This is a genomic window from Acinetobacter indicus (genome assembly GCF_009914475.1).
GTDB classification, from domain to species: domain Bacteria; phylum Pseudomonadota; class Gammaproteobacteria; order Pseudomonadales; family Moraxellaceae; genus Acinetobacter; species Acinetobacter indicus.
In genome coordinates this window covers 2,166,929-2,184,125 of record NZ_CP045198.1, presented here as the reverse complement: position 1 = coordinate 2,184,125, position 17,197 = coordinate 2,166,929, and the positions used below count along the sequence as shown (strand labels likewise).

Annotated in this window: 13 protein-coding genes and 2 tRNA genes; 9 read left to right on the top strand and 6 right to left on the bottom strand. The window is 48.2% G+C overall.

Features of this window, described 5'->3' with window-relative positions; genetic code table 11:
• Positions 1-60: 60 nt before the first annotated feature.
• Positions 61-1,722 (top strand): energy-dependent translational throttle protein EttA, encoded by a 1,662-nt coding sequence (gene ettA, locus GA693_RS10815; protein ID WP_005180550.1) that lies wholly within the window; start codon positions 61-63, stop codon positions 1,720-1,722.
• Between the two features lie 256 nt (positions 1,723-1,978).
• Here the strand turns inward: ettA and GA693_RS10810 are convergent, their stop codons facing one another.
• From GA693_RS10810 to GA693_RS10790, 5 genes are all read right to left on the bottom strand, one after another.
• Entirely contained in the window at positions 1,979-2,320 is a 342-nt protein-coding gene (locus GA693_RS10810; RefSeq protein WP_005180548.1) for a hypothetical protein, read from the bottom strand.
• A gap of 151 nt (positions 2,321-2,471) precedes the next feature.
• Positions 2,472-2,547: transfer RNA gene (locus GA693_RS10805), tRNA-Glu, on the bottom strand.
• Positions 2,548-2,575: 28 nt separating this feature from the next.
• Positions 2,576-2,651 (bottom strand) — tRNA-Ala (locus GA693_RS10800).
• Positions 2,652-2,708: 57 nt separating this feature from the next.
• Positions 2,709-4,217 carry a glutamate--tRNA ligase gene (gltX, locus tag GA693_RS10795; RefSeq protein WP_160240893.1) on the bottom strand — a complete coding sequence of 503 codons (1,509 nt, stop codon included), beginning with the start codon at positions 4,215-4,217 and terminating at the stop codon, positions 2,709-2,711.
• A gap of 151 nt (positions 4,218-4,368) precedes the next feature.
• Positions 4,369-4,680, bottom strand: a complete 312-nt coding sequence (locus tag GA693_RS10790; protein ID WP_005180544.1) for a hypothetical protein — start codon at positions 4,678-4,680, stop codon at positions 4,369-4,371.
• Positions 4,681-5,250: 570 nt separating this feature from the next.
• On the opposite strand from GA693_RS10790, the gene GA693_RS10785 reads away from it, so the two are divergent.
• The 8 genes from GA693_RS10785 to GA693_RS10750 all read left to right on the top strand — a co-directional run bounded on the left by GA693_RS10785 (position 5,251) and on the right by GA693_RS10750 (position 14,462).
• Positions 5,251-6,270, top strand: a complete 1,020-nt coding sequence (locus tag GA693_RS10785) for a sulfate ABC transporter substrate-binding protein (RefSeq protein ID WP_160240894.1) — start codon at positions 5,251-5,253, stop codon at positions 6,268-6,270.
• A 185-nt stretch (positions 6,271-6,455) separates the two neighbouring features.
• Entirely contained in the window at positions 6,456-7,367 is a 912-nt protein-coding gene (rsmH, locus tag GA693_RS10780; protein WP_005180541.1) for a 16S rRNA (cytosine(1402)-N(4))-methyltransferase RsmH, read from the top strand.
• 11 nt (positions 7,368-7,378) lie between these two features.
• Positions 7,379-7,711 (top strand): cell division protein FtsL, encoded by a 333-nt coding sequence (ftsL, locus tag GA693_RS10775; RefSeq protein WP_005180539.1) that lies wholly within the window; start codon positions 7,379-7,381, stop codon positions 7,709-7,711.
• A gap of 12 nt (positions 7,712-7,723) precedes the next feature.
• Positions 7,724-9,547, top strand: a complete 1,824-nt coding sequence (ftsI, locus tag GA693_RS10770) for a penicillin-binding protein PBP3 (protein WP_160240895.1) — start codon at positions 7,724-7,726, stop codon at positions 9,545-9,547.
• A gap of 11 nt (positions 9,548-9,558) precedes the next feature.
• Positions 9,559-11,052 carry a UDP-N-acetylmuramoyl-L-alanyl-D-glutamate--2,6-diaminopimelate ligase gene (locus tag GA693_RS10765; RefSeq protein ID WP_160240896.1) on the top strand — a complete coding sequence of 498 codons (1,494 nt, stop codon included), beginning with the start codon at positions 9,559-9,561 and terminating at the stop codon, positions 11,050-11,052.
• Between the two features lie 12 nt (positions 11,053-11,064).
• The gene (locus GA693_RS10760) at positions 11,065-12,474 is read left to right on the top strand and encodes a UDP-N-acetylmuramoyl-tripeptide--D-alanyl-D-alanine ligase (protein ID WP_160240897.1); all 1,410 of its coding nucleotides are present in this window, start codon (positions 11,065-11,067) and stop codon (positions 12,472-12,474) included.
• Positions 12,475-13,593, top strand: a complete 1,119-nt coding sequence (gene mraY, locus GA693_RS10755) for a phospho-N-acetylmuramoyl-pentapeptide-transferase (protein ID WP_160240898.1) — start codon at positions 12,475-12,477, stop codon at positions 13,591-13,593.
• 65 nt (positions 13,594-13,658) lie between these two features.
• Positions 13,659-14,462, top strand: coding sequence for a putative RNA methyltransferase (locus GA693_RS10750; RefSeq protein ID WP_160240899.1), 804 nt, complete (start codon positions 13,659-13,661; stop codon positions 14,460-14,462).
• A gap of 41 nt (positions 14,463-14,503) precedes the next feature.
• Here the strand turns inward: GA693_RS10750 and ponA are convergent, their stop codons facing one another.
• On the bottom strand, positions 14,504-17,080 hold the full coding sequence (gene ponA, locus GA693_RS10745; RefSeq protein ID WP_160240900.1) for a penicillin-binding protein PBP1a: 2,577 nt from the start codon (positions 17,078-17,080) through the stop codon (positions 14,504-14,506).
• Between the last annotated feature and the right edge of the window lie 117 nt (positions 17,081-17,197).

Below are 17,197 nucleotides of genomic sequence, written 5' to 3'. Positions count from 1 at the left end.
CATTTGAGTAGGGGTGGCGGTTTTGCCCCCGAAATTGGTTTTTCTATTGAGGAGTCCTACGTGGCCCAATATATTTATACGATGAACCGAGTGTCGAAGATGGTTCCGCCGAAGCGCGAAATCTTAAAAGACATCTCTTTATCATTTTTCCCAGGCGCAAAAATTGGTGTGCTTGGTCTAAACGGTGCAGGTAAATCGACCTTGCTTCGTATTATGGCGGGCGTAGATAAAGATTTCTCTGGTGAAGCACGTGCACAGCCAGGAATTAAAATCGGCTACCTTGAGCAAGAACCACCGCTCGATCCAACCAAAGACGTTCGTGGTAACGTGGAAGATGGCGTGCGTGAAGCCCTTGATGCATTAGCGCGTCTGGACGAAGTATTCGCTGAATATGCGGCTGAAGATGCAGACTTTGATGCGCTTGCAAAAGAGCAGGAAAAGCTGGAAGCGATTATTCAGACTTGGGATGCACACAACTTGAATAACCAGCTGGAACAAGCTGCTGCTGCATTAAACCTGCCAGCATGGGATGCCGATGTCACCAAACTGTCTGGTGGTGAGCGCCGTCGTGTGGCACTGTGCCGTTTGCTATTGTCTAAACCAGACATGCTGCTACTGGACGAACCGACGAACCATTTAGATGCTTCATCTGTAGCATGGTTAGAACGTTTCCTGAAAGACTTCCCGGGCACCATCGTGGCGATTACGCACGACCGTTACTTCCTTGATAACGTTGCCGAGTGGATTCTGGAGCTTGACCGCGGACATGGTATTCCATATCAAGGCAACTATTCGTCTTGGTTAGAGCAAAAGAACGCGCGTTTAGAGCAAGAGCAGAAGCAGGAAGAATCTTTTGCGAAGGCATTGAAAAAAGAACTTGAATGGGTTCGTTCAAATGCCAAAGGTCAGCAAAAGAAAAACAAAGCGCGTATGGAGCGTTTTGAAGAGCTGAACTCACGCGAATTCCAGCAGCGTAACGAAACTTCTGAAATCTACATTCCACCTGGTCCACGTTTGGGTAACAAGGTGGTTGAGGTTGAAGGCATCAGCAAGTCATTTGGTGATCGTACCCTGTATAAAGATTTAACCTTCACTGTACCACCTGCAGCAATTGTCGGTATTGTCGGTGAGAACGGTGCAGGTAAAACCACACTGTTTCGTATGATGACTGGTGAAGAGCAGCCAGATACCGGTACGGTAACACTGGGTGAATCGGTTAAAGTCGCTTACGTGGGTCAGATTCGTGACACGCTCGATGACAACAAAACCGTGTGGGAAGAAGTGTCTGGCGGTTTAGACATCTTACGTATTGGTGAATACGAAATTGCGTCACGTGCTTATATTGGTCGCTTTAACTTTAAAGGCCAAGATCAGCAAAAACGTGTTGGTCAATTGTCAGGTGGTGAGCGTAACCGTTTACAACTGGCGAAAATTCTGCAAATGGGCGCCAACGTCATCTTACTCGATGAACCGTCAAACGACCTGGACATCGAAACTTTACGTGCGCTTGAAGATGCAATTCTGGTGTTCCCGGGTACCGTGATGGTGATCTCGCATGACCGTTGGTTCCTGGATCGTATTGCAACACACATCTTGTCATTCGAAGGTGAAACTCCTGAATTCTTCACTGGTAACTATGCTGAATTTGAAGAATACCGTCGTAAACGTGATGGTGATGACCTGATTACCAAGCGTCAGAAATATCGCAAAATTGGTGGTTAATCCCATCTAAATAAAAAACCAGCCTTCGGGCTGGTTTTTTGATGTAGTTTGAATAGAGAGCTATAAAGAGATGGGTATTATCCTGGTCGCGCTATATAGATATAGAAGGAAGGCGTGCAGCGATCGCAGGAAGTGGTGCAATACTTTTAGCACTTCATTGAAGGAGATGATTTTGATCTTTTTATAATCATGGGCTGGCGTTGGGAGCTATCCTGATCAACGCCAGATGCAGCTTTGTTTGAATCAATGAGAAAAATCAGATTTCCCACTCATGGTTGCATTCGCGGCATTTCCATTTCTTCTGGTTTTGCATAAAAGCCTGCATTGAAATTTTAAAATCTGGCAAATCACGATAGAACATGAAGCCGGCAATTAAACAGATCACAAAGACAATTACGGTTGCTGTTTGCAGGGTGGTGCCCGCACCATCCCCAAAAATCCACATGGCAATACTAATCAGCACCAGCAGCAATAAAATAAAAATAGCTGGAATCAGAAATACCAGGCTTTTTGGCACCACCGGACGTGGAGCTGCTTGGCCTGCTTGCGCAACAGGCATGATTTTCGGGCTTTGACACTTCGGGCAACGGTATTGCATTACAACTCCAAAATTCTAATCTGTGGTTTATTTTAATCGGAATACATCAGAAAGCAAAAAAGCACAGCAAAATAAAACAACAGGCAATAAAAAAACCCAAGTCATAATGCTTGGGTTTTTTATCAGATCACTTTAAAAGTGAGCTTAAATATGGCGTCCCTACGGGGATTCGAACCCCGGTTACCGCCGTGAAAGGGCGATGTCCTAGGCCTCTAGACGATAGGGACTTATTGAGGCAACACAATTATGAAACCATGGTGGAGCCAAGCGGGATCGAACCGCTGACCTCTACAATGCCATTGTAGCGCTCTACCAACTGAGCTATGGCCCCAGTCTGTGTGAGCGCTATATTATGAAGATAATGCTCACACGTCAACAAAAAACTGCATTAACTTGCATCAACTGCATCATTTTTCGGCAATTTTAAGCTTTCATTGAGTTTTTCCCAGGCTTTTAGCTCTTTTTTGCTTGGTCCGCCCACAATTTCCAGTGCATGACGCAGACGGGCAAAAGTTAAATCCGGGCCAATGGTAACCATGGTCTGCATCACTGGCGTAGATGCAGTTGAACCGGCAATGGCAATAAAGAATGCCGGCATAAAGTCGCGCAGTTTAATTTCCATTTGTGCGGCCAGGTCCATTAAGGTCTGGCTCACGGTGTCATTGTTCCAGGTGAACAGACTTTCCAGACGCCAGATGGCAAACTGCAAGCTTTGACGAACCTGTTCTTCACACAGTTTTTTACTTTCAAACTGTTCTTTTGAAAGTGTCGGGAAATGGTTGAAGTAGTGCGCAGACCAGTTCACGGCTTCAGATAATAAGTTGATACGTGGCTGAATCGCGGCAGCAATTTCTTCCAGTTTGGCACGATCAGCTTTCCAGGCTAACAAGGTATCCAGCAGTTCAGCCGGAGAAAGGGCTTTAATCCACTGACCGTTGAGCCAGTTCAGTTTTTCCACATCAAAGATTGGACCGCCCAAAGACACACGGTTGATGTCAAAGTGTTCAATCATTTCCGCCAGGGTGAATTTTTCACGCTCGTCTGGCATTGACCAGCCCATGCGGCCCAGATAGTTCAGCAAGGCTTCTGGCAGTACACCGATGTCTTTATAGTAGTTGATTGAAGTCGGGTTCTTGCGTTTTGACAGTTTGGATTTGTCCGGGTTACGCAGCAGCGGCATGTGGCACAGTACTGGCATATCCCAGCCAAAGTATTGATACAGCAACTGATGTTTTGGTGCTGATGGAATCCATTCTTCACCACGAATGACGTGGGTGATTTGCATTAAATGGTCATCGACCACGTTGGCTAAATGATAGGTTGGCAGGCCATCAGTTTTCAGCAAAATCTGCATGTCGACTTGCGCCCAAGGAATTTCCACTTCACCGCGCAGCATGTCGTTAAATTTGCAGATGCCTTCGGTTGGAATTTTCATGCGGATTACATGTGGTTCGCCTGCCGCCAGACGACGCTGAACTTCTTCGGCAGAAAGCTGTAAACCGCGACCGTCATAACGTGGAGATTCGCCACGTGCTTGCTGTTCAGCACGCATCTGGTCCAGTTCTTCTGCAGTCGCGAAGCAGTAGAAGGCATGACCTTTTTCAACCAGTTCCAGGGCATACTGTTTATAGATGTCCATACGCTCCGATTGACGGTATGGCGCATGTGGGCCACCCACATCTGGACCTTCTGACCAGTTCAGGCCTAACCAGCGCAAAGAATCAAGAATCATTTGTTCAGATTCAGGGGTCGAGCGCAGCTGGTCGGTATCTTCAATACGCAAAATAAACTCGCCGCCGTGCTGTTTGGCAAAGCACAGGTTAAACAAGGCAATATATGCAGTGCCTACATGCGGAAAACCGGTAGGAGAAGGAGCAATACGGGTACGAACAGTCATAATCAGTAATGAGTCAGAATGTAAATTGGAATCTATTATAACGAAAAAGCCTGATCACTTAATGCTTTATTCTGCATTCGATGATCAGGCTGCAACAGCACGCGGCTTGAGGGGGAGTCAGTCGCGCGCAGGTTCAGTTCAATCCGGTCAATTAAGACTGGTTCGAGCTGAAGAAGGATTGTACAAAACGGCTAAAACGCTGGTTTTGTGAAGCAAAGAAATTCTGGGTTGGCGCTGCTTTAATTGACGTCATCATTTTCAGGTCATTATCGGCTTGCAGCTTGTCTGTTTTGGTGGTGCCTAACTGTTCTTTTTGCTGCAACAGGGCTTTTTCAATGAGGGAAGGTTTTGCTGGCGTCATTTTCACCGCAGTATGGGTATTTTTAACCACTGCCGTATGGCTGGTTTGCGCCATCAGGCCCAATCCTAAACTTAAACACAGTACATAGACTGACTGTTTCATCCTGATACTCCCCCAAACTGGTTTTGGATTTAATTTTTTTACGTTGTGGCTACTATATAACCACAGATAAAATGTAAAAAGTAAGAACTGCATCACACTTTTTACAAAAATATAAAAAATGTCAGGCTGCTGGTTACTTCTATTCACATTTCGCTGTTGAGTACATGTTTTAGCAAATAACTGTGAAGAGAAAGTGAAGATCAGCAACAAAACTTATCTTATATCATATTTTTTTATATATAATTATGCAAGTTTCGCATTTTATTGATATGTAACTGGGTGTTTTGGTGAATGGATCAAGTGCGGGCTATCTCATCTTAATCTTGCTTTAAATCAGCACGGTTTGCCAAGCGTCTGAAAGCCGGGTTTATTCATATTTTTGAATATCTATTCCATAAAAAGCTATAACCTGATTTTGGCCCATCGGTTATGCTGCTTTTTAAAAGAAAAACAAATGATTAAAAGAAAAAATTGCCCATCTTAAAACGAAAGTAAAAATTTTTCTGAATTGCGATTTATGATTTTATTTCATATAGTTAGCATTAATGTAGATAACCTATTTGTGCTGTCATGAAATCTCAAATTAAAGCTTTATTTTCAGCGGCTTTGCTGGCAACCGGCCTTGCGGCAACAGTCAATTCTGCCCAGGCAGCAGATCGTCAATTTTTAAACGTGTCTTATGATGCGACACGCGAATTCTATGATGAATTTAATGCCTCGTTTGGTGATTACTGGAAAAAGCGCACCGGTTTAAGCGTGAATTTCAAGCAGTCTCATGGCGGTTCAGGCAAACAGGCGCGTTCAGTGGTCGATGGCCTGAAAGGTGATGTGGTGACTTTGGCACTGGCCAACGATATTGAAGAAATCGTCAGATCGGGTCAAATCCAGCCGGGTTGGCAAAAAGAGTTCCCGCATAACTCGGCACCATATACCTCAACCATCGTATTTATAGTGCGTAAGGGCAATCCAAAGCACATCAAAGACTGGACCGATTTAACCAAACCGGGCGTACAGCTTATTACCCCAAACCCGAAAACCGGTGGTCTGCCACGTTGGGTATACCTGTCTGCATGGGGCTATGCATTGAAACAGCCGGGTGGCAATGAAGCCAAAGCCAAAGATTTTGTCAGCAAGATGTATCACAACGTTAAAGTGATGGACTCTGCAGCACGTGCCTCAATGACCACTTTCGCAGAACGCGGCATTGGCGATGTACTGCTGACCTGGGAAAACGAAGCGCTGGTGACCCTGAAAACACTGGGTAAAGACAAGTTTGATATTGTTTATCCATCGATGTCGATTTTAACCGAGCCTTCAGTGGCAATTGTTGACCGTACCGTAGAGCGCAATGGCAACAAGTGGCTGGCAACCGGTTATATCAACTATTTATATTCACCGCTGGGACAGGAAATGGCAGCCAAACATTTCTATCGTCCACGCAATGAAAAGGTACTGGCTAAGTATGCGCATCAGTTCCCGAAACTGAAAACCTTCACCATTGATGAAGTATTTGGTGGCTGGGCCAAAGCGCAGCAAACCCACTTTGCGAACGGCGCCATCTTCGACCAGATTTATAGCAGCAAACGTTAATTGTCTGCATACTGGTTAAAAATAAATTCAAACAGCCTCCTTGTGAGGCTTTTTGAATATTTGGCAAAATCACAAAACGGTTTTCTCTATGAAAAGTAATATTTCTGTACAAAAAGTCGTTTGGAGCTTTGTCAAAACAAGGTAATAATGTGCAGTTAAATTTTGGCTGTATTGATTGAATCCCTATGTCGCATATTTCTGTATTACTCCACGAAACTGTTGATGCCTTGCTGGCAGAACGCAATACAGGAATTTATGTCGATGGCACCTTTGGCCGCGGCGGGCATACCCGTTTATTGCTGTCCAAATTAGATGAACATGCGCGTGTGTATGCCTTTGATAAAGACCCACAAGCCTTAGCGGTTGCAGCAGAACTGGAACAGCAAGATCCGCGGTTTAAAATTATTCATGCCAGCTTTGCCGATTTAAAGCAGGAACTGGCCGCACGTGGTATTGAACAGGTCGATGGCGTGATGGCCGACCTGGGCGTATCGTCTCCGCAGCTGGATCAGGCTGAACGTGGTTTTAGCTTTATGCAGGATGGCCCGCTGGATATGCGTATGGACAACTCGCAAGGTGAAACCGCGGCAGAGTGGCTGCTGCAGATTGAAGAAGAAGCACTGGCCAATATTATTTTTAAATATGGCGAAGAACGTTATAGCCGCCGTATAGCTAAAGCCATTAAAAACGCCGGTTTGATTGAAACCACCGGCCAGCTGGCCGAAATTGTAAAAACTGCCCATCCAAAATGGGAAAAGCATAAACATCCGGCAACGCGAACATTTCAGGCCATTCGTATTGCTATTAATAAAGAATTAGAAGATATTGATATTTTCTTGCCTCAGGCCGTGGAAGTGCTGAAGCCAGAAGGCCGTCTGGCGGTCATTAGCTTCCACTCTTTAGAGGACCGTTTGATTAAACAGTTTATTCAAAAAGAATCAAGCTTGGCAGAAGATACCGGTTGGGGGCTGCCGCAAGTACAACAAGATACCCGCCGTTTAAAAAAGATTGCTCGTATCCGTGCGAGTGAAGAGGAAGTCAAAGCCAATCCGCGTTCACGCAGTGCGTGGCTGCGTGTGGCTGAAAAGTTAGCTTGAACAGGCGAAGAATGAAAACCAAAGCAGTTGAAAACAATACAGAACAGTCACGACTGAAAAAAATGGTCGTCTATTTGATTTTGTTGGCCCTGGTGTTTATCAGTGCGCTCATGGTGGTCTTTCAGGTGTTTGAATATCGACATGATTATCGTCAGCTCAGTTCTTTTATGCGTGAGCGCGATGATCTCAATGCCGAGTGGGGCCGTCTGCTGATTGAACAGCAGACCTTTGGTGCCACCGCCCAGATCGGGACACGTGCCGTAACCCAGTTACGCATGTATTCACCACCCACCGCACAAACTGTGGTGATTTCATTGCCGACGACTTCAGAACAGAAACAATAGGGCTGGCTGTACATGGTAAATTCGCGTAAGAAGCAAACAGGTAAAAAACAGCAGTCTGTTACCCAAAAAAGCAGTTTAAATGTCGATATGTGGCGCTTCTACCTGATGTGGGGAACGGTGCTGCTGGTCTTTGTGGCGCTGGTCTGCCGGGCCTTTTATGTGCAGATTATCAATCATGATTTTCTGCAGAATAAGGCCAATGCCAATATTCTAAGAACTGAAAAACTCAAAGCCATGCGCGGCGTGATTTACGACCGGCATGGCGTGCCTTTGGCGATTAGTACCCCCATCATGAAAGTGGTGATTGATCCGCGTGATTATTTTGAGGCCAAAGAGCTGTATGACGACACCATGGCCGAGCTGGCCAAAGACCCGAATAACCGCAAACTCAAGCGTCAACTGCCCAATAAAAACCTGAATCTGGATGAACTGGCCGATGCGGTGGGCATGGACCGTCAGGAATTGCATCAGAAAATGCATGAGCGTCCGCGTTCGCGTTATCTGGTGCTGCAAAAAGAAGTACCGCCACAGCAGGCGGAGCTGATCCTGAAGCGCAACTTCCAGGGTGTCTATACCGAGAAAAACTATAAGCGTTATTATCCGCAGCCACAGCCGAATGCCCAGATTATTGGCCTGACCAATAGTGAAGGCACCGGGATTGAAGGTCTGGAAATGCAGCTGAACAGCCGTCTGGCTGGGGTCGATGGCGAACAGCAAATTATCCGTGATAAACGTGGTAACCGAGTTAAAGATCCGGAAGTGATTAAAGAAGTCGAGCACGGTGAAAATATCACTTTAAGTATCGACTCGCGCCTGCAATACATCATGTATCGTGAACTGACCGCTGCCGGCGTGGCCAATAATGCCCGTTCTGCCACAGCCATTGCAGTCGATGTGAAAACCGGTGAAATTCTAGCCATGACCAGCTGGCCATCGTATAACCCGAATGACAAAAAGGGCCTGGAGAACAAAGATGCCATGCGTAACCGCGGGGCAGTCGATTCCTTTGAGCCGGGCTCGACCATGAAGCCATTTACCGTGGCCATGGCGCTGGAAAGTGGTAAATATTCGGCCAATACTGTGGTCAATTTAGGGGGTGGTTCGATGCGTGTTGGTAACCATACCATCCGTGATACCCGCAATTATGGCAATTTGACCCTGGCTGGCATTATCCAGAAATCGTCTAACGTCGGCGTGGCGAAAATTGCCCTGTCTTTGCCCTATCCAACCTTGCCCACCTTCTATAAACGCTTGGGCTTTGGCCAGCGTTCGGCTGTGAAATTCCCGGGTGAAAGTGCCGGTCTGATTCTGCCGCCGAGTAAGTGGAATGTCTCTGAAGTCGCAACCATGTCCTATGGTTATGGCCTGAATGCAACCGTGCTGCAGCTAGCCGATGCCTACGCCATGCTGGCCAATAAAGGCGTCAAGATGCCGCTCAGCCTGTTCAAGCTGGAAGAGCAGCCACAAGGCGAACAGATGATTGATCCAAAAATTGCCGAGCAGGTTCTGCTGATGATGGAAGCAGCCACCTTGCCGGGTGGAACCGCGACCCGTGCTGCTGTACAGGGATATCGCGTGGCCGGTAAAACCGGTACCGCGCATAAGCTGCGCGCCGACCGTAAAGGTTATTCGCAAAGTGAATACCGTGCCTTGTTCGCCGGGGTGGCACCTGTGAGCGATCCGCGTCTGGCCATGTTTGTGGTGGTTGAAAATCCGCAAGGTACCTACTACGGCGGTACAGTCTCTGCACCGGTGTTTGCCCGTGTGATGCAGGAATCTTTACGCCTGCTCAATGTCCCGTTGGACAAACCTCTAGAATCTCCCAAAGTCCAGTAAACAGGTGATCAATGTCGATAACATTTGAAGATCTTTACGCCGTTCAAGATAGCGCTGAATGGATGCGACAATCCTTTCAGGGTTTCGAACTGGACAGCCGCAAAGTTACAGCAGGGCAAATTTTTATTGCCCTGACCAGTTTTTCGCAGCCTGAAAAAACCGTCCAGTTTGCCGAAGCAGCGTTGGCACGTGGCGCGTTGGCCATTATTGCAGAAACCGATTTGGGTCTGCCGAATCAGCTGATCGTACCGGAGGTACGTCACTTAATGGGGCAGTGGCAACAACAGTATCTGCATGCCACGCAGCCGCTGCAGGCTGCACGTATTCTGGCGGTTACCGGTACCAATGGCAAAACCACCATCGCCCGTCTGATGGCAGAACTGCTGATGTTACAGCGCAAACCGTGTGCGGTGATGGGCACCACCGGCAATGGCATTTTGCCGAATCTGGAAGCCTCTTCGCATACCACGCTAGATGCCTTACAGCTCCAGCAGGCCCTGCACAGCTATGCCCAGCAAGGCGCTGAATTTGCGGCAATTGAAGCCAGTTCGCACGGACTGGAACAGGGTCGTTTAAATGGCTGTAGCATTGAAATTGCCGTGTACAGCAACTTAAGCCGTGACCATCTGGATTATCATGGTACGCTGGAGGCCTATGCTGAAGCCAAAGCCGCGCTGTTCCGTTTTGCCAGCTTAAAAGTGGCGGTCATTAACCTGGATGATGCCTTTGCTGAAGTTATGCTGACCGCCGCGCGTCAGAATCCGGCACAACCAAAAATCCTGACTTATTCCACCACGCAAGCGGCGGATTATCAGGTGCAGAATATCGAATACAGTCTGGCTGGTGCGCAGTTTGAACTGATCAGCGCCCAGCAGCGTTATCGTGTACACAGTCCGTTACTGGGCCATTTTAATGTGGAAAATCTGGTGGCCAGTCTGATTGCCGTTGAGCAGGCCGGATTTGACTTGTCGGATTTAATTGCCAGCGCGCCACAGCTGCAAGGTGCACCGGGACGGATGCAGGTGATTCGTGATGGCGAACGTCTGTTTGTGGTCGATTATGCGCATACACCAGATGCCTTGAAACAGGTGTTAATTACCCTGAAACGGCATGTATCGCAGCAGCTCTGGGCTGTCTTTGGCTGTGGCGGCGATCGTGACCGCGGCAAACGTCCGTTAATGACCCAAGCCGCGCTAGAGCAGGCCGATATCGCCTTGCTCACTTCGGACAATCCACGGACTGAATCGCCTGACCAGATTTTTGCTGACATGCAGCAGGGCATTGATTTTAGCGGCCACAGCTATCATGAAATCCGTGATCGTCGTGAAGCGATCAAGTTTGCGGTGAAGCAGGCCCAGCCGGGCGATATCGTGGTGATTGCCGGTAAAGGTCACGAAAATTATCAGGAAATTGATGGGGTGCGACACTGGTTTGATGATGTCGTTGAAGTTCAGGCTGCAATTGATGCCCAGCATCATGCTACCAGCTCTGCCTATCCCGCCTAATCAGGAATTCTTATGCATACTTCAACCACCAGTACTGCGGTCCTAACGCCGTGGAGCGCAGCGCAGTTACAACAGGCCACCCAGGGTTATTGGCTGAATGATCGCGCACCGAGCACTGGAATTAAACGAATTTTAACCGACTCCCGTCATGCCGAAGCCGGCGATGCCTTTTTGGCGCTGAAAGGTGAGCGTTTTGATGCCCACGATTTTGTGACGCAAGTGGCGGCCAGCGGCTGTCAGGTGGCGCTTGTCAGCCAGCCGGTCGATGCCGATATTTTTCAGTTGGTGGTGCCGGATACCCGCTTGGCACTGGGTCATTTGGGTGCTTATCGTCGTGCTCAATATCCCGATCTGAAAGTAATTGCCTTGACCGGTAGCAGCGGTAAGACCACCACCAAGGAAATGCTGGGCAGTATTTTATCGCGTCTGGCGCCGACCTTAATTACCCGCGGTAACCTGAATAATGATTTAGGCGTACCGATGATGTTGCTGGAGCTGCGTCCGGAACATCAATATGCGGTGATGGAGCTTGGGGCCAGCCATCAGGGTGAAATTGATTATACCTCACAGCTGGTACAGCCACAGGTAGCCGGGATCATTAATATCGGCACCGCACATCTGGGCGAGTTTGGTGGTCGTGAGGGTATTTGCCGGGCCAAATCTGAAATTTATGCGCATATTGTGGCAGATGGATGTTCGATTGTACCGGCCGCAGATGACTTTGTTGACACAATCCGTCAGGCGGTTCGCACTGAACAGTGCCTCAGCTTTGGTAACGGCGGGGATGTGTTTGCCACCGACATTCAACTCCAACCCCAATCGGCCCGTTTCCAGTTGCATACCCCGCAAGGCGTGCGTGCAGTCGATTTACCGTTTGCTGGTGAACATAATATCCAGAATGCTACAGCCGCAGCGGCGTTTGCGCTGGCGATTGGCATTGGTCTGGATGATATTGTTGTCGGACTGGAACAGGCCCAAGGTGCCAAAGGTCGTCTGAATTTTATTCAGCACGGTGCGCATCTGTTGATTGATGATACCTATAATGCCAACCCGACCTCAATGCGGGCGGCCGGTGAAGTGCTGGCGCAGCAGGAGGGGATTCGGGTCATGGTCATCGGTGATATTGGCGAGCTGGGTGCATCGGCGGCAATTGAGCATTATAAGCTCGGCCGAGATTTGGTGTCGCTCAAAGGCCTGAACTTTGTGGTGGCGGTGGGCGAGTTTGCTCCGGCCAGCCAGGAAGGGGCACGCAGTACCCAATACGGCAAAAAACTCCAGGCCTTCCTGAATCAGGAACAGGCCTTGCCATTTTTAATTAGTCTAGTCGAAACACATCAACCTCAGTCCATGAGTTTCCTGTTCAAAGGTTCTCGTTATACCCATATGGAAACGTTGATGACTGCATTGATGGAGAAACTTTAAATGCTGTTATGGTTGTTTGAACAGCTTGGGGGCTATCACAGCTCGTTTCAGGTGGTTCGTTATTTAACATTACGTTCATTGCTGAGTGTCCTGACAGCGCTCGGGATTGGTCTTTTGCTTGGACCTGTGATGATTCGTAAGTTACAGGCATTAAAATACGGTCAGGCAGTCAGCTCGTTTGCGCCAGAAGGGCATGCTAAAAAAATGGGTACCCCGACCATGGGCGGTGTGCTAATTTTACTGTCGATTGGGATTTCGACCCTGCTCTGGGCCGATCTTTCCAACCCCTATGTCTGGATTGTGCTGGCGGTTATGGTGATCTTCGGTGCGGTTGGCTGGGCCGATGACTGGATTAAAATCCGCTATAAAGACAATGCCGGACTACCGGCACGCAAGAAGTTCTTCTGGACTTCGGTGGCCTCTTTGGGCGCAGGTATTGCGCTGTATTATATTGCCACACAGCAGCCGAACCCGGCGCAAACCGCCGATATGCTGGATGTCTTAATTCCGTTCTTTAAAGATTTCAGCATTCCGTTATCCATGATTCCACTGGGTATTGGCTTTATTATTTTCACCTATCTGGTGATTAATGGTGCTTCCAATGCGGTGAACCTGACTGATGGTCTGGATGGTCTGGCGATCATGCCAATTGTACTGGTTGCGGCCGGTTTAGGTGTATTTGCCTATCTGGCCGGTGATGTGCGCTTTGCCGATTATCTGCATATTCCTTATGTCAAATACGCCTCTGAACTGGTGGTGATCTGTGCCGCCATGATTGGTGCCGGTCTGGCCTTCCTCTGGTACAACGCGCATCCGGCGCAAGTTTTTATGGGTGATGTCGGCGCTTTATCGTTAGGCGCGATGCTCGGCACAATTGCGGTGATGGTGCGTCAGGAAATCGTCTTTGCGATTATGGGTGGCGTGTTTGTGGTTGAGGCGATATCGGTCTTCCTGCAAATCGGCTCACTGCGGATGCGTAATAAACGCGTGTTCTTAATGGCGCCGCTGCATCATCACTATGAAAAGAAAGGCTGGCGTGAAACCCAGGTGGTGATTCGTTTCTGGATTATTACAATTATGCTGGTGGTTTTAGGCTTAATGACCTTAAAATTGCGCTAAGCAAATTGAACTGAAAAGTCGGCGCTTGCCGGCTTTTTTTATGGCAGCAAGCTTGGGAGAAAAACATGAACCTGCTGATGTGTCCTGTCTGTCGTCAGCCCTTAAGCCTGACCGACCGAACATGGCGCTGTGACAACAAGCACAGTTATGATGTGGCCAAACAGGGCTATGTCAATTTGCATGTGGTGCAACATAAGCACAGTAAAAATCCGGGCGATACTCCGGAGTCTGTACAGGCGCGCCGGGCATTTTTAAGTGCAGGACACTATGCACCGCTGCAGCAGGCGGTGGTAGAGAAAATTCGCAGCCTGCGTATTGAAAACCTGCTTGATATTGGCTGTGGGGAAGGCTATTACACCAACGCCATACAGGCTGAAGTGCTGCAATGTGTGGGCGTCGACATTGCCAAAAATGCAGTACAAGTGGCCGCCAAACTGAATAAAGACGTGACCTGGGTGGTGGGAACCGGTGCGACTTTGCCGGTTTTGGATAAATCAATTGATCTGTGTACCAGTCTATTTAGCCCGATTCCAAAAGCGGAAATTCTGCGGGTGCTGAAACCGGAAGCTTATCTGATGGTGGTAACCCCGGGACCGCAGCATCTGTTTGCGATGCGCGAAGCCTTGTTTGAAGAAGTTAAAGTGCATGAACCACAGAAGTTTGTGGAACAGCTAAAAGATGTGTTTGAGTTGGTCAGTGAAGATGTGGTTGATGCAGCAATGTGCTTAAATCAGAGCGATTTAAAACATCTGATTGCGATGACGCCATATGCCTATAAGGCCAAACCGGAACGCCGTCAGGCGCTGGAGCAGCAGGATCAGTTCCCGCTGAATGCGCAATACCAGATATATCTGTTTCAGAAAAAGTAAGTCCTAAAAAAGCCCTCAACTGAGGGCTTTTTGTTGTGCGTTTATAAGACTTCATCAATCAGGTTTTCAATCGCATCAGGGCGAGAATTCTGCTGCTGATTTTGCGCTGGTTGTTGCGGCTGTGCCGGTTGCTGTGGCTGAGGCTGCATTGGTGGTGGAGTCGCCTCATCCGGAATCAGGATTTCCTCACCCGGCAAATCATCAAAATCATGCTGTGGCGCAGGCGCGACCGGTGCCGGCGCAGGACGATACAGCGGACGGGCCAATGGCGGTGATGAACGATAGCGCTGCTGCAACTCCTGGTCCATGCTGTCATTGCTGGCACTATCGCGGCTTAGCTGGTTGCCTTTACGGTCCAGACTGACCCAGGCTTCCGGTGTACCTTGCAGGGCTTTACCCATAAACTCGGTCCAGATCGGCAGGGCTGCGACACCGCCATATTCACGACGACCCAAAGTCGTTGGCTGGTCAAAACCGACCCAGGAAATGGTCACCAGTTTACCATTAAAGCCGGCGAACCAGGCATCTTTGGCATCGTTGGTGGTTCCGGTTTTTCCACCAATATCATTACGGCCAATACGCAGGGCAGCGCGTCCGGTACCGTACTGAATCACATCATGTAGAATATTGGCCATATCATAGGCCGAGCTGGATTTTAAAATACGCTGTGCCTGACGATACTGACTGCGTTCAATCTTGTTGGCTGGCGCTGCATCTGCAGTTTGGATTGACTGATTGGTGACTTCAATCACTTCATCATCTGGCGTTTTTACTTCAGCTGTTTCAGGATTTTTTTCATCTTCACTGATACAGGCAATGCAGGCATATTCAGGATTGGCCTGATAGATGGTTTTGCCATACGCATCTTCAATACGCTGAATAAAATGCGGTTGTACCCGATAACCGCCATTGGCAAAGGTGGCATAGCCGGTGGCCATCTGCACCGGCAGCACCTGTGGCGTACCTAAGGCAATGGTGTAGTTACGTGGAATCTGGTCTTCCTGCAAGCCAAAATCCATAAATAGTTGGCGGGTACGGTCCAGACCGACGGTTTGAAGTAAGCGGACTGAAACGGTATTTCGAGATAAATACAGCGCACGGCGTAAAGGAATCATGCCCAGATAACGGCCATCCGAGTTACGTGGTGACCATTTGCCAATGGTAATTGGCGCATCATTCACCATGGTATGCGGTGTCATGCCGCGTTCCAGCGCCATCGCATAAACAAAGGGTTTGATAATTGAGCCTGGCTGGCGCCAGCCTTGCAAGGCACGGTTAAAGGTCGATTGATAAAAGTTATAACCGCCGACAATGGCTTCAATCGCGCCATTGTTTGGGTTAATTGCAATCAGCTGCCCCTGAACTTTGGGAACTTGCACCAGTGACCAGGAACTTTTGTTCTGGTTGGGGCGTAAACGGACAATATCGTTAACTTTGACAATTTGAGCTGCCCGGTTTGGTGCTGCGCCAACACTATTGGCATTGCGATAGGGACGCGCCCAGGACATGCCAGACCACGGGACAGTGACGGTAGAACCATCCTGCATCAGAGCTTCAAAAGAATTGTTCAGGACTTTGGTGACTTGTGCGGGATAGGTGTTGGCAAAGGCACGAAAGTCACTCAGTGGCTGGTCATGCGCTTCGGCACCGCGCCAGCCATGACGGCGGTCATATGCTTCTAGACCATTTTGCACCGCCTGTTCGGCATAAGCCTGACGTTTACTGTCAATGGTGGTGTAAACCTTATAACCAGAATCAACCGCCTGCTTGCCGAATTTTTTGACCAGTTCAGCTCGGACCATTTCCCCAACATAGGGGTGAATATTACTGATACTGCGATCCGGCATATCCAGGTTAATTGGCTCGGCAATCCCACCCTGATATTCATTCTGGTTGATATAACCGAGTTGCAGCATCCGGCCCAGAATCCAGTTGCGACGTTCTAAGGCACGTTCCGGATTGACCACTGGATTGTAACGTGATGGCGCTTTTGGCAGACCAGCAATCATCGCCATTTGCGCAATACTCAGTTCTTCCAAGCTTTTGTTATAGTAAATTTTGGCTGCTGCCGCGATCCCGTAAGCATTTTTACCGAGAAAGATTTTATTGACATACAGGGTCAGAATTTCTTCTTTGGACAGGTTCTGTTCAATTTTTCGGGCTAGAAAAATTTCAGTCAGTTTGCGTCTTAAAGTGCGTTCCGGGCTTAAATAATAGTTCTTGGCCACCTGCATGGTAATGGTCGAGCCACCGGTTTGCACATTAGAACCGGTCACCGCTTCACTCACCGCACGGCCTAGGCCTTTAAAGCTGATGCCGCTATGTTCGAAAAAGGCCGAATCTTCAGCCGCTAAAAAGGCATAGATAAACTTTTCGGGAATCTGGTTGTACTCGACAGGTACAGAAAGTTTGCCACCATACTCTGCAATTAACTGATTATCCGTGCTATAAACTTGTAAAGGCTTCAAAAGAGGCGCTTTTTTTAGAGTGGTCATTTCCGGCAAAGATGGGGCAATATAGAGATACATGCCATAAAAACCCATCGGAATGGAAACTAACACAATAATTATGAGCAAAAAAAATGGATGAACACGGCCCGAACAAGATAGCTTTTTCATAACAAGTAAGTTTTAATAAGAGCTAATGGCAAACTAATTGCTGGTCAGTATAGCCTTTACCCATACGGATTGTTAGATGAGTTATTGTATCCGTACAAAAATATAGACCACAAAGCA

Excerpts from the sequence above, each read along its gene's own strand:
- mraY (WP_160240898.1), top strand. The coding sequence starts at position 12,475 with ATGCTGTTATGGTTGTTTGAACAGCTTGGGGGCTATCACAGCTCGTTT.
- GA693_RS10785 (WP_160240894.1), top strand. The coding sequence starts at position 5,251 with ATGAAATCTCAAATTAAAGCTTTATTTTCAGCGGCTTTGCTGGCAACC.
- GA693_RS10760 (WP_160240897.1), top strand. The coding sequence starts at position 11,065 with ATGCATACTTCAACCACCAGTACTGCGGTCCTAACGCCGTGGAGCGCA.
- ftsI (WP_160240895.1), top strand. The coding sequence starts at position 7,724 with ATGGTAAATTCGCGTAAGAAGCAAACAGGTAAAAAACAGCAGTCTGTT.
- rsmH (WP_005180541.1), top strand. The coding sequence starts at position 6,456 with ATGTCGCATATTTCTGTATTACTCCACGAAACTGTTGATGCCTTGCTG.
- GA693_RS10810 (WP_005180548.1), bottom strand. The coding sequence starts at position 2,320 with ATGCAATACCGTTGCCCGAAGTGTCAAAGCCCGAAAATCATGCCTGTT.
- GA693_RS10765 (WP_160240896.1), top strand. The coding sequence starts at position 9,559 with ATGTCGATAACATTTGAAGATCTTTACGCCGTTCAAGATAGCGCTGAA.
- ftsL (WP_005180539.1), top strand. The coding sequence starts at position 7,379 with ATGAAAACCAAAGCAGTTGAAAACAATACAGAACAGTCACGACTGAAA.
- ponA (WP_160240900.1), bottom strand. The coding sequence starts at position 17,080 with ATGAAAAAGCTATCTTGTTCGGGCCGTGTTCATCCATTTTTTTTGCTC.
- GA693_RS10750 (WP_160240899.1), top strand. The coding sequence starts at position 13,659 with ATGAACCTGCTGATGTGTCCTGTCTGTCGTCAGCCCTTAAGCCTGACC.
- gltX (WP_160240893.1), bottom strand. The coding sequence starts at position 4,217 with ATGACTGTTCGTACCCGTATTGCTCCTTCTCCTACCGGTTTTCCGCAT.
- GA693_RS10790 (WP_005180544.1), bottom strand. The coding sequence starts at position 4,680 with ATGAAACAGTCAGTCTATGTACTGTGTTTAAGTTTAGGATTGGGCCTG.